At 70.5% G+C, this 11,819-nt stretch carries 11 protein-coding genes; all 11 read right to left on the bottom strand.

The annotated features are described in order from the left end of the window. Positions 1–25 precede the first annotated feature (25 nt). The 11 genes from PV419_RS42375 to PV419_RS42325 all read right to left on the bottom strand — a co-directional run bounded on the left by PV419_RS42375 (position 26) and on the right by PV419_RS42325 (position 11,817). Entirely contained in the window at positions 26–322 is a 297-nt protein-coding gene (locus PV419_RS42375; RefSeq protein ID WP_014180455.1) for a YggT family protein, read from the bottom strand. A 72-nt stretch (positions 323–394) separates the two neighbouring features. Next, on the bottom strand, positions 395–1,009 hold the full coding sequence (locus tag PV419_RS42370) for a cell division protein SepF (protein WP_319698219.1): 615 nt from the start codon (positions 1,007–1,009) through the stop codon (positions 395–397). 124 nt (positions 1,010–1,133) lie between these two features. Then, positions 1,134–1,853, bottom strand: coding sequence for a YggS family pyridoxal phosphate-dependent enzyme (locus tag PV419_RS42365; RefSeq protein ID WP_319698217.1), 720 nt, complete (start codon positions 1,851–1,853; stop codon positions 1,134–1,136). Between the two features lie 3 nt (positions 1,854–1,856). Continuing rightward, positions 1,857–2,588, bottom strand: coding sequence for a peptidoglycan editing factor PgeF (pgeF, locus tag PV419_RS42360; RefSeq protein WP_319698215.1), 732 nt, complete (start codon positions 2,586–2,588; stop codon positions 1,857–1,859). Between the two features lie 44 nt (positions 2,589–2,632). After that, positions 2,633–3,874 carry a cell division protein FtsZ gene (gene ftsZ / locus PV419_RS42355; RefSeq protein WP_319698214.1) on the bottom strand — a complete coding sequence of 414 codons (1,242 nt, stop codon included), beginning with the start codon at positions 3,872–3,874 and terminating at the stop codon, positions 2,633–2,635. Positions 3,875–4,151: 277 nt separating this feature from the next. Next, a complete protein-coding gene (locus PV419_RS42350) occupies positions 4,152–4,949 on the bottom strand; it encodes a cell division protein FtsQ/DivIB (protein ID WP_319698212.1) in 798 nt (265 codons plus the stop codon). A gap of 66 nt (positions 4,950–5,015) precedes the next feature. Next, entirely contained in the window at positions 5,016–6,110 is a 1,095-nt protein-coding gene (gene murG, locus PV419_RS42345) for an undecaprenyldiphospho-muramoylpentapeptide beta-N-acetylglucosaminyltransferase (RefSeq protein WP_319698210.1), read from the bottom strand. Positions 6,111–6,116: 6 nt separating this feature from the next. Then, the gene (gene ftsW / locus PV419_RS42340; protein WP_319698209.1) at positions 6,117–7,799 is read right to left on the bottom strand and encodes a putative lipid II flippase FtsW; all 1,683 of its coding nucleotides are present in this window, start codon (positions 7,797–7,799) and stop codon (positions 6,117–6,119) included. A 54-nt stretch (positions 7,800–7,853) separates the two neighbouring features. Further along, positions 7,854–9,314 carry a UDP-N-acetylmuramoyl-L-alanine--D-glutamate ligase gene (gene murD / locus PV419_RS42335; protein WP_319698207.1) on the bottom strand — a complete coding sequence of 487 codons (1,461 nt, stop codon included), beginning with the start codon at positions 9,312–9,314 and terminating at the stop codon, positions 7,854–7,856. Then, positions 9,299–10,366 (bottom strand): phospho-N-acetylmuramoyl-pentapeptide-transferase, encoded by a 1,068-nt coding sequence (mraY, locus tag PV419_RS42330; RefSeq protein WP_319698284.1) that lies wholly within the window; start codon positions 10,364–10,366, stop codon positions 9,299–9,301. The genes murD and mraY overlap by 16 nt, the downstream gene beginning before the upstream one ends. An 8-nt stretch (positions 10,367–10,374) precedes the next feature. Next, positions 10,375–11,817 (bottom strand): UDP-N-acetylmuramoyl-tripeptide--D-alanyl-D-alanine ligase, encoded by a 1,443-nt coding sequence (locus PV419_RS42325; RefSeq protein WP_319698206.1) that lies wholly within the window; start codon positions 11,815–11,817, stop codon positions 10,375–10,377. Positions 11,818–11,819: the final 2 nt, after the last annotated feature.

Below are 11,819 nucleotides of genomic sequence, written 5' to 3'. Positions count from 1 at the left end.
TCGGCAATCGGCAAGACCGTATCGTTCACACGCTGCTCGCAAAATTGCGGACCACGGTGATCAGGATCCAGACGATGATCATCAGAACGAAGAAGGACAGGTCGAGCGCCACACCCCCGAGACGCAACGGCGGGATGAACCGCCGCAGAAGCTTCAGCGGCGGATCGGTGACAGTGTAGGCGGCCTCCAGGATGACCACCATCGCCTTGCCGGGTTGCCACGAGCGGGCGAACTGGAAGACGTAATCCATCACCAGCCGGAAGATCAGCACGATCAGGAAGCAATACAGCGCGATGTAGATCACCTGCAGTGCGATGCCCATCCCGCGCGTCCCTCTCCCCTTGCGTACTCGGCCGTACGGCCTGTTGATGACTCGGTGCTGCCGTGTTGCGTCTCAGCTTTGGTTGAAGAACCCGCCCTCTGCGATACGGGCCTTGTCCTCCGCCGTGACATCGACGTTAGCAGGAGACAACAGAAACACCTTCTGAGTCACCCGCTCAATGCTCCCATGAAGGCCGAAGACGAGTCCGGCCGCAAAGTCGACAAGTCGCTTCGCGTCCGTGTCGTCCATCTCCGTCAGATTCATGATCACCGGAGTGCCCTCGCGGAAGTGTTCCCCGATAGTACGGGCCTCGTTGTAGGTCCTGGGGTGCAGCGTCGTGATGCGGTACGGCTCTCGCTCGGACACGACCTTGGGCATGATCACCGGCGCGTTCTTCTCCAAGTTCTGACGTTCAGGTGTGATGGATGCCACGGGGGCGATTCGCGCGGGTCGCCCGGTTTCCGCTACGAGCGGGGCGGGTTCACGCTGCGCCGGGGGATGGACGACTCGTACAGATTCACCCCTCTCCGGCCGCGGCTCGGTTTCCACCACCTGATGCCTGCGACGATCCCGCTCGGGCTCCGGTTCGGGTTCGAATTCGTCGTCGGGGTCGAATCCCCGGCCGTCGTACCCATCGTCCTCCACGAGGCCGAGGTAGACCGCCATCTTGCGCATCGCGCCGGCCATTCTCTGCGTCCTCCGCTCTGTGGTGGATCGGCTCCGCCACCGGATGCCTTGGATCCACGCTGGCCTGCCCGCCTTTTGACGGGAATGACCATATTTTCTGCTGTGGTCCGACTTCTTCGCGACGTTACCGGAGCCTGGGTCGGACTCCGAGCACCGCCGTGCCGACGCGCACATGTGTCGCTCCGGCCGCCACCGCGTCCTCGAGATCCGAGCTCATCCCCGCCGAGACCATGTTCGCAGCAGGATGGGCCGCGCGCAGGCGGGATGAGATTTCCATCAGCCGATCGAAGGCGGTCCGCGGCCGCCCCGCGTACGGCCCGGCCAGCGGAGCCACCGTCATCAGGCCGTCCAGCCGCAGCCCCTGAGCCTCGACCAACACGTCGGCGAGCGCCTCCACTCCGTCCGCCGCGACACCTCCCCGACTTCCCTGTTGGCCCGACTCCGCGTCGAGCGCCACCTGAATCAGACACCCCAGTTCACGACCGGCCGCCACCGCCGCGCGCGACAGCGCGTCCACCAGTCGCTTGCGATCGACGGATTGCACCATATCGGCATAACTAGCCACCGATCGCACCTTATTGGTCTGCAATTGTCCAACAAAGTGCCAAATCAATGGAAGATCGGCGCATTCGGCCGCTTTGGGCGCAGCGTCCTGATCGCGGTTCTCGGCGACATGATGAACGCCGAGTTCCGCGAGGAGCCGGACATCGCTTGCCGGGTAGGTCTTGGTCACCACAATCAACGTGACTTCTTCACGTTTACGGTCGGCAGCCGCACAAGCCGCGGAGATACGTTCCTCCACGCGGGCCAGATTTTCGGCCAGTTCCGTTCTGCGATCCGTCACAGCTCAGCCGCCCAACCAGACATAGCTCGCGAGCCGCCCCGTGGTGCGCTCGCGCCGGTACGAGAAGTGGTCCGCCGATTCCAGCGTGCAGATGTGGGGGTGATCGTCCGCCGCCACGCCCGCGCGTGCGAGCTGGGCGCGCACGCCGGCGGTCACATCCAGCGACGGAGTGCCCCAGCTGGTCTCGGCCCACGCCGCGGGCACGGTCTCGGCGACCTCGGCGCGCATCGCGCCCGGGACCTCGTAGCAGCGCCCGCAGACCGAGGGGCCCGTACGGGCGAGAATCCGGGCGGGATCCGCGCCCAGTTCGGTCATCGCCCGCACCACAGCGGGCACGACCCCGGCGACCAGGCCCGGCCGCCCGGCGTGCGCGGCCCCGGCGACCCCGGCCACCGGATCGGCCAGCAGCACCGGAGTGCAGTCGGCGGTGAGGACGGCGAGGGCGAGCCCCCGACGGGCCGTCACCACCGCGTCGACCGCCGGGACCTCGCGGTCCCCCCACGGCCCGTCGACCACGGCCACGTCCCGGCCGTGCACCTGGTTCATCCAGACGACCTCGGCCGGGTCCAGACCCAGCGCCTTGGCGGCCAGTTCGCGGTTGGTCCGTACGGCCGTGGAGTCGTCGCCGACGGCGCCGCCGAGGTTGAGCTCGTCATACGGAGCGGCGCTCACTCCGCCCCACCGGTCGGTGAAGGCGAAGTGCGCGCCGCTCGCGTCGTGCTGTTGCGCTATCACTTCTGGATCGCTTCAGGATCGCCGTGGAGCCATGTCGGCACGGCTCACTTGAGGAAGTCCGGCACATCCAGCTCCTCGGCCTGGCTGTCCGAGTACGGACGGGCCGGCGGGACCTGGGGGGCGGGCATCGGGGCGGGCGGCGGGACCTCGGCGACAGGGGTCGGCTCGGCCGCGGACTCCTCCTCGCGCGGAGTGACGCTGCCGAGCCCGCCGAAGGACGGCCGGCTGCCGGTGTCGGAGGACGTGCGGCCGGTGCCGGCGCCGACCGAGCCGAGGCCCTCGTCGCGGCTGCCGCCGCCGTACGAGCCGAGCACCTTGTCGCGGTTCTTGGCCGGCGGCTGGCCGCCGTCGAAGCCCGCCGCGATGACGGTGACCCGGACCTCGTCACCGAGCGCGTCGTCGATCACCGCGCCGAAGATGATGTTGGCCTCGGGGTGCGCGGCTTCGCTCACCAGCTGGGCGGCCTCGTTGATCTCGAACAGGCCGAGGTCGGAGCCGCCGGAGATGGAGAGCAGCACTCCGCGCGCGCCGTCGATGGAGGCCTCGAGCAGCGGCGAGGAGATCGCCATCTCGGCGGCGGCCACCGCGCGGTCGTCGCCACGGGCCGAGCCGATGCCCATGAGGGCCGAGCCCGCCTCGGACATCACCGACTTGACGTCCGCGAAGTCGAGGTTGATCAGACCCGGGGTGGTGATCAGGTCGGTGATGCCCTGAACGCCCGACAGCAGTACCTGGTCCGCGGACTTGAACGCGTCGAGCACGCTCACCTGACGGTCCGAAATGGACAGCAGCCGGTCGTTCGGAATCACGATGAGGGTGTCGACCTCGTCGCGCAGCCCCGCGATGCCGTCCTCGGCCTGATTGGCGCGGCGGCGGCCTTCGAAGGTGAACGGACGGGTGACCACACCGATCGTCAGTGCGCCCAGCGAGCGGGCGATGTTGGCGACGACGGGGGCGCCGCCGGTGCCGGTGCCGCCGCCCTCACCCGCGGTGACGAAGACCATGTCGGCCCCCTTGAGGACCTCCTCGATCTCCTCGCGGTGGTCCTCGGCGGCCTTGCGGCCGACGTCGGGATTGGCGCCGGCGCCGAGGCCGCGGGTGAGCTCGCGGCCGACGTCGAGTTTGACGTCCGCGTCACTCATCAGCAGGGCCTGCGCATCGGTGTTGATCGCGATGAACTCGACGCCCTTGAGCCCGACCTCGATCATCCGGTTGATGGCATTCACGCCACCGCCGCCGATGCCGACGACTTTGATGACTGCGAGGTAGTTCTGCGGTGCTGCCACGTCGAAGGCCTCTCGCCTCGAGTTACGTGTCGCCACCCCGCCGTTGCCGCGGTGCGCCGACTGATGCCGAATGGGACGGTTCTGATCGCCGACCCCAACCCTAACGCTGAAGTTTAGGGTTACCAGTGCCTCTGTTTCCTGGACTCTTCGGAACAGGACACTAAGTCGACAAGTGGCGCGCGTTCAACGAACACGCCGAACCTCCCGTTTTTCTTTTCACCCTATGTGATCACCCAGTGGGCTAGCCAACCAGGGTCCTGGCCTGGCGCTATGTACGTCAACTATGCGACACGGCGGGGGCCGTGGGCGCACTGACGTCGTAGCGCTCCGCGTCCGGCACGGCCTTCATGAGCACGGTGAGAGTCTTCGCCTTCGCCGCCCCGCGCTCGGAGCTGCCCCACACGACCGTGCGGCCGCGGGTCAGGCCGAGCGTAATCGAGTCATAGGAGCGGACGCGCACCGAGAGAGTGTCCGCCCGCACCTTTTCGGGCAGTTGGGCGATCACTCCGACCGCCTCGCGGCGCAGTCTGGTCGCACCGAAATGGCGGGAACTCGGCGACCGGTCCGCCTCCACTTCCAGCAGTGGAACGCCCTTCGGCGCCTGTGGAACGGTCGCGAACAGCACGCCTTCCTCATCCACTTCGACGAACTCGCCGTCTTTTTGGACGATCGCCTCGGGCCTGCGCTCGGTCACCCGTACGGCGATGGTGTCCGGCCAGGAGCGCGAGACGTCCACATCCGCTATCCGCGACAGCCGCGCCCGCAGGCGGCTCTCGACGGAGTCGGTGTCCACCGCCGCCAGCGGCTCGTCCAGCGGGACGGCGGCGGCCTGGCGCACCTCGCCCGGGGTCAGAGCGGCCGTGCCGCTGACGGCCACATGCTCGACCCGCAGCCAGCTCGACCCGTAGAGCAGCCAGATGACGCCGGAGCCGAGGAGCGCGGCCGTCACCCCCGTCACCAGCACCGTGCGGCGGCGGGGCAGCCGGAGGCGACGGCGCGCCTTGAGGGCGGGCGGGGGCGGGCCGGGCGGCGGCGTCCTTCGGGCCCCGCCCTTGGCGGTCGTCGCTCCGGCCACGCTTACCCACCTTCTTCCTTCCGGTCCGGAGGGGCACCGGAGGTCGCCCTCCGGACCGGCCCGGCCTCACATCTGGCGGCGTGCCGCGATTGCCTCGTACACCATGCCGACCAGCAGCTCGTCGGCGTCCCTGCGGCCGAACTCGGCGGCGCGCCGGGACATCTCGTACAGCCGGTGCGGGTCGCCGAGCACCGGGAGCACATGGGACTGCACCCACTCGGGGGTCAGCTCCGCGTCGTCGACCAGCAGCCCGCCGCCGGCCTTGACCAGCGGCTGGGCGTTGAGCCGCTGCTCGCCGTTGCCGATGGGCAGCGGGACGTAGGCGGCCGGCAGCCCGACGGCGGACAGCTCGGCGACGGTCATCGCGCCCGCGCGGCAGAGCATCATGTCCGCCGCGGCGTACGCGAGGTCCATCCGATCCACGTACGGTACCGGCACATAGGGCGGCATACCGGGCATGTTGTCCACGCGTGGCAGTTCGTTTTTCGGTCCGACCGCGTGCAGGATCTGGATTCCGGCCCGCTGCAGGAACGGAGCGACCGCCTGGACCACCTCGTTCAGCCGGCGCGCTCCCTGCGAGCCGCCGGAGACCAGCAGCGTCGGCAGGTTCTGGTCGAGCCCGAAGGCGGCGCGCGCCTCGGGGCGGACCGCCGCCCGGTCGAGGGTGGCGATGGTGCGGCGCAGCGGGATGCCGACGTAGCGGGCGCCGCGCAGCTTGCTGTCCGGGGTGGAGACCGCGACGAACTTGGCGTACCGGGAGCCGATCTTGTTGGCGAGGCCCGGCCGGGCGTTGGCCTCGTGGACGATGATGGGCACCCCGAGCCGCTTGGCGGCCAGATAGCCGGGCAGCGCCACATAGCCACCGAAGCCGACCACACAGTCGGCCTTGGTGCGCTCCAGGATCTGCTCGGCGGCCTTGATCGTGCCGCGCAGCCGCCCGGGGACGGTGATCAGCTCGGGGGTGGGCTTGCGCGGCAGCGGTACGGCCGGGATCAGCCCGAGTTCGTAACCCCGCTCGGGCACGAGCCGGGTCTCGAGCCCCCGCTCCGTGCCGAGCGCTGTGATCCCCACGGTCGGATCCTGCCTGCGCAGGGCGTCCGCGAGGGCGAGCGCGGGCTCGATGTGGCCGGCGGTCCCCCCACCGGCGAGTACGACATGCACCGAAATTCACCGCTCTCCGGACGGTCGCTTCTTGACGCGCCGTCTCATCGTCTTCCGTCTCACCCGAGCCAGCTTCTTCCGCAAAGCAGGCTGCCGCGTGGCCAGCGCCGCCCGCGCGCTCGGCTCCGCCCGCGCGAAGGCGATCAGCAGGCCGATCGCGAACATGGTCGGCAGCAGGGCGGACCCTCCGTAGGAGAACAGCGGGAGCGGGACCCCGGCGATCGGCAGCAGACCGAGCACCGCGCCGATGTTGACCACGGCCTGGGCCGTGATCCAGGTGGTCACGCCTCCCGCGGCATACCTCACGAAGTGGTCCTCCGTGCGTCCGGCCACGCGGATACCCGCATAGCCTAGAGCCGCGAAGAGGACGAGCACCGACAGCGTCCCCGCGAGGCCGAGTTCCTCCCCGGTAATGGCGAAGATGAAGTCGGTGTGCGGTTCAGGTAGTTCGCCCCATTTTTCCATACTTGCCCCCAGTCCGGAACCGAACCAGCCGCCGTTGGCCAGGGCGTAGATCCCGTGCACCGCCTGCCAGCACTGATCATTGGGGCCGGGCTCGGTGGCCCCGATACAGGCGAGCCGGGACATCCGGTTGGCACTGGTCTTGATCAGCAGCACGCCGATCGCCACGGCGAAGGCGAGTACGCCGGCGAACAGCCGGGTGGGGGCACCGGCCAGCCACAGCAGGCCGAAGAGGATGGCGGTGAGGATGATCGCGGTGCCCATGTCCCCGCCCAGCATGATCAGGCCGAGCAGCAGGGCCGCCGCGGGCACCAGCGGGACCAGCAGATGCTTCCACTGGGCCAGCAGCCGCTTGTCCTGCTTGCGGGCCAGGAGATCGGCCCCCCAGAGCACCAGCGCGAGCTTGCCGAATTCGGAGGGCTGCAGCAGGAACGGGCCGCCGAAGGAGATCCAGTTCTGGTTGCCGTTGACCGCCACCCCTATCCCCGGCACCTGGACCAGGCACATCAGGAAGACCGATCCCGCGAGGAGCGGATAGGCGAAGGCGCGGTGCAACTTGATGGGCATGCGCACGGCAAGCAGCAGCAGCGCGCCGCCCAGCACGGCGGCGAGCAGCTGCTTGCGGAAGAAGTAAGAGGGGGCCAGGCCCGACTGCAGCGCCTTGATCTGGGAGGCGGAGTAGACCATCACCAGGCCGAGCACGATGATCAGCAGGCTGCCGCCCATGATCAGGTAGTACGCGGTCAGCGGCCGGTCCCACGCCTTTCTGACCCGCGTCTGCGCCCCGCGCAGCGCCTCCAGCAGGCTCCCGCGGGTGGGTCGGCGGGGCGAACGAGGGGCGCCCGGGCCGCGCTCGGGGCGTGCGAAGCGCAGGGCCCGCTCACGCGCGGCCGCCCGCTCCCGGGGGGCCGCCCGCTCCCGGGGGGCCGCCCCCTTGCTCGCGGCCGTCCCTTCGCGCCCCGCCACGCCCTTGCGCCCTGCCACGCCCTGACGCGCCGCGCCGCCCTGACGCGCCGCGCCGCCCTGACGCGCCGCGCCGCCCTGGCGCGCGGCAGCCCGCTCCGGCGCGGCCGCCCGCTCCCGTGCGCCCGCGCGCTCCCGCGAGCCGGCCTGGGCCCGCGGAGTCGTCTGCGCCCGGGGGGCAGCCTGGGCCCTTGGCGCGCCGCGGCCGCTGCCCGGGCGACCGGGCTTCCAGGGTCGCGGCGCGGCCGGCTGGTCAGCCGTCATGTCGTATCCCCTCCCAGGTCCCCGCGCGAGCGGTCCTCGCGAGGGACCGGCGGGTTACTGATCGTCCGGGACCCGGCCGGAAGCCAGGTCGTGAACCGCCGCGGCGAAGGCGTCGCCCCGCTCGTTGTAGTTGACGAACATGTCCATCGAGGCGCAGGCCGGGGCCAACAGGACCGTATCGCCCGGCCGGGCGAGCCGGGCCGCTTCCCCGACAGCCGCCGCCATCGCCCCAGTGTCGGTCCGGTCGAGGTCCACAACCGGGACATCTGATGCGTGTCGCGCGAGCGCTTCGCGGATCAGGGCACGGTCCGCGCCGATCAGCACGACCCCGCGCAGCCGCTTCGCCGAGGCGACGACCAGCTCGTCGAAGGTGGCGCCCTTGGCCAGGCCGCCCGCGATCCACACGATGTGCTCGAAGCTGTCCAACGACGCCTGGGCCGCGTGGGTGTTGGTGGCCTTGGAGTCGTCCACGTACGCCACCCCGGCCACGTCCGCGACACGCTCGACGCGGTGCGGGTCGGGCCGGAAGGCGCGCAGCCCGTCCCGTACGGCGGCGGGCGGGACGCCGAAGGCGCGGGCCAGGGCGGCCGCCGCGAGCGCGTTGGCGATGTTGTGCGGGGCCGGCGGGTTCACATCGGAGACCTCGGCCAGCTCCTGGGCCTGCTTCTGCCGGTTCGCCACGAAGGCCCGGTCGACCAGGATGTTCTCGACGACCCCGAGCTGAGACGGGCCGGGCGTGCCGAGGGTGAAGCCGATCGCGCGGCAGCCCTCCTCGACATCGGCCGCGCGCACCAGGTCCTCAGTGGCCGGATCGGCGGCGTTGTAGACGCAGGCGACCTGGTTGCCCTCGTAGATACGGCCCTTGTCGGCCGCGTACGCCGCCATCGAGCCGTGCCAGTCGAGGTGGTCGGGCGCGAGGTTCAGCACGGCGCCGGAGTGGGCGCGCAGCGACGGCGCCCAGTGCAGCTGGTAGCTGGAGAGCTCGACGGCCAGCACGTCGTACGGCTCCTCGCCGAGCACCACGTCCAGCAGCGAGACGCCGATGTTGCCGACGGCGGCGGTGCGCAGCCCGGCCGCCTCCAGGATGGCGGCCAGCATGCGCACGGTGGTGGTCTTGCCATTGGTACCGGTGACCGCGAGCCAGGGCGGCGCCGGCTTTCCCGCCGGGACCCCACGCAAGCGCCAGGCCAGCTCCACATCGCCCCACACCGGCACGCCCGCCGCGTCGGCCGCCTGGAACAGCGGGCTGCTCGGCTTCCAGCCGGGCGTGGTGACGATCAGCTCGGTGCCCTGGGGCAATGTGGCGCCGTCGCCGAGCCGGACCGTGACGCCCAGCGCCTCCAGTTCGGCCGCCTCGGCGCGCTGCCGCTCGCCGTCGTTGCCGTTGACGACGGTCACCGCGGCCCCGAGGCCCCGCAGCGCACGCGCCGCGGGGACCCCGGAGACGCCGAGTCCGGCGACGGTGACATGCCGCCCGGCGAGGTCGGAGACGTCCAGTGTCACTGGGCTCGCCATCCCCCGTAGAAGAGGCCGAGTCCGACGATCACGCACATGCCCTGGATGATCCAGAAGCGGACCACCACAAGGACCTCGCTCCACCCCTTGAGTTCGAAGTGGTGCTGGAGTGGCGCCATCCTGAAGACGCGCCGCCCGGTGAGCCGGAAGGAGCCGACCTGGATGACCACGGACATGGTGATCAGGACGAACAGGCCGCCGAGGATGGCCATCAGCAGCTCGGTGCGGGAGCAGATCGCCAGGCCGGCGAGCGCGCCGCCGAGCGCGAGGGAGCCGGTGTCGCCCATGAAGATCTTCGCGGGTGAGGTGTTCCACCACAGGAAGCCGAAGCAGGCGCCCATCAGCGCGGAGGCGACGACCGCGAGATCGAGCGGGTCGCGGACCTCGAAACAGGACGAGGGGTTGGTGAGGGTCGTCGCATTGGCGCAGGACTCCTGGTACTGCCAGACGCCGATGAAGGTGTAGGCGCCGAAGACCATCACGGAGGCGCCGGTGGCCAGGCCGTCGAGGCCGTCGGTGAGGTTCACGCCGTTCGACATCGCCAGGATCATGAACAGCGCCCAGATCGCGAAGATCACCGGGCCGAAGGACCAGCCGAAGTCCTGGACGAAGGAGAGCCGGTCGGAGGCGGGGGTCTGCTGCCGGGTGTCGGCAAAGTTCAGCGAGAGGATCGCGAAGGCGACGCCGACGATCAGCTGGCCGAGCATCTTGGCCTTGGCCCGCAGGCCCAGGCTCCGCTGCTTGACGATCTTGATGTAGTCGTCCAGGAAGCCGACCAGGCCCATGCCTGCGAACAGGAAGAGCACCAGCACACCGGAGAAGGTGGGCTCGCTGCCGGTGATCACCTTCGTCAGGGCGTAGGCGATCAGTGTGGCCAGGATGAAGGAGATACCGCCCATGGTGGGCGTGCCCTTCTTGCTGCCGTGGCTGCGCGGGCCGTCGTCCCGGATGAACTGGCCGTAGCCCTTGCGCGCCAGCAGCTTGATCAGCAGCGGGGTGCCGATCAGGGTCAGAAAGAGCCCGATGGCTCCCGAGAAGAGGATCTGCCTCATGCCACCCATCAGCGGACGTCCTCACCCTCGCCCTCGAGCAGCGCCTGCGCGACCCGCTCCAGCCCCACCGACCTGGATGCCTTCACCAGCACGACGTCCCCCGGTCGCAGCTCGCTGCGCAACAGATCGACCGCCGCCCGCACGTCGGACACGTGCACCGACTCCTCACCCCACGAACCCTCGTTCTTGGCGCCCATGTCGAGCCAGGCGGCCTCCTGGCCGCCGACCGCCACGAGCTTGCTGACGTTGAGCCTGACGGCCAGCCGCCCGATCGTGTCGTGCTCGGCCAGTGACTCCTCGCCGAGCTCGGCCATCGGACCCAGCACCGCCCACGTGCGCCCCCCTTCAGCCTCACCGGCCTTGCCCATCGCGACCAGCGCGCGCAGCGCGGCTCGCATGGACTCGGGGTTCGCGTTGTAGGCGTCGTTGACGACCGTCACGCCGTCCGCGCGCTCGGTGACCTCCATCCGCCAGCGGGAGAGCTGACCCGCCTCGGAGAGCGCCACGGCGATCTCGTCGACGGACATGCCCAACTCATGGGCGACGGCGGCCGCGGCGAGCGCGTTCGACACGTGGTGCTCACCGTACAGGCGCATGGTCACTTCGCTGCACCCGGTAGGGGTGTGAACGGTGAAGGACGGCCGACCGCCGTCGGCGAGCCGGACATTCTCGGCACGTACGTCGGCGTCGGCGGCCTCGCCGAACAGCACCGTACGGGCCTTGGTCCGCGTCGCCATGGCGCGCACCAGAGGGTCGTCGGCGTTGAGCACCGCGACCCCGCCCTCCGCGGCGGCGGGCAGCGCCTCGACGAGCTCGCCCTTGGCCTCGGCGATCGCCTCCCGGCCGCCGAACTCGCCGATGTGGGCGGTGCCGACGTTGAGGACCAGGCCGACGCGGGGCGGGGTAAGGTCCGTCAGGTACTTGATGTGGCCCTTGCCGCGGGCGCCCATCTCCAGCACCAGATGGCGGGTCGTCTCGTCGGCGCTCATCGCGGTCAGCGGCAGGCCGATCTCGTTGTTGAGCGAGCCCGGCGTCCATACGGTGGGGCCGTGCCGCCGCAGCAGCTGCGCGATCAGGTCCTTGGTGCTGGTCTTGCCCGCCGAGCCGGTGAGCGCGACCACGGTGGCGTCCAGGCGCTGCACGACGGCCCGGGCCAGCGCCCCCAGGGCGGCCTGGACGTCGGGCACGACGATCGCCGGTACGGGCGCGTCCGCGGCAGCGTGTCGGATGGGTCGGGCGGCCAGTACCGCCACCGCGCCGGCCAGGGCCGCGCCGGGCGCGAAGTCGTGCCCGTCCACGTGCTCACCGGGGAGCGCAGCGAAGAGGCCGCCCGGGCGCACCTCACGGGAGTCGATCACGACGGGGCCGGTGACCTTCCGGTCCGCGTCCGGTATGTCGTGCGGCTGCCCGTCGACGATGCCGATGATCTCGGCGAGGGACAGGGCGATCACTG

Source organism: Streptomyces sp. ME19-01-6 (assembly GCF_033793745.1).
GTDB lineage: Bacteria > Actinomycetota > Actinomycetes > Streptomycetales > Streptomycetaceae > Streptomyces.
The sequence above is the reverse complement of the archived record's forward strand: the minus strand, read 5'-3'. Positions and strand labels throughout refer to the sequence as shown.

Coding starts and splice junctions, on each gene's coding strand:
- PV419_RS42375 (WP_014180455.1), bottom strand. CDS start 322: ATGGGCATCGCACTGCAGGTGATCTACATCGCGCTGTATTGCTTCCTG.
- mraY (WP_319698284.1), bottom strand. CDS start 10,366: ATGAGGCAGATCCTCTTCTCGGGAGCCATCGGGCTCTTTCTGACCCTG.
- ftsW (WP_319698209.1), bottom strand. CDS start 7,799: ATGACGGCTGACCAGCCGGCCGCGCCGCGACCCTGGAAGCCCGGTCGC.
- murD (WP_319698207.1), bottom strand. CDS start 9,314: ATGGCGAGCCCAGTGACACTGGACGTCTCCGACCTCGCCGGGCGGCAT.
- PV419_RS42370 (WP_319698219.1), bottom strand. CDS start 1,009: ATGGCCGGCGCGATGCGCAAGATGGCGGTCTACCTCGGCCTCGTGGAG.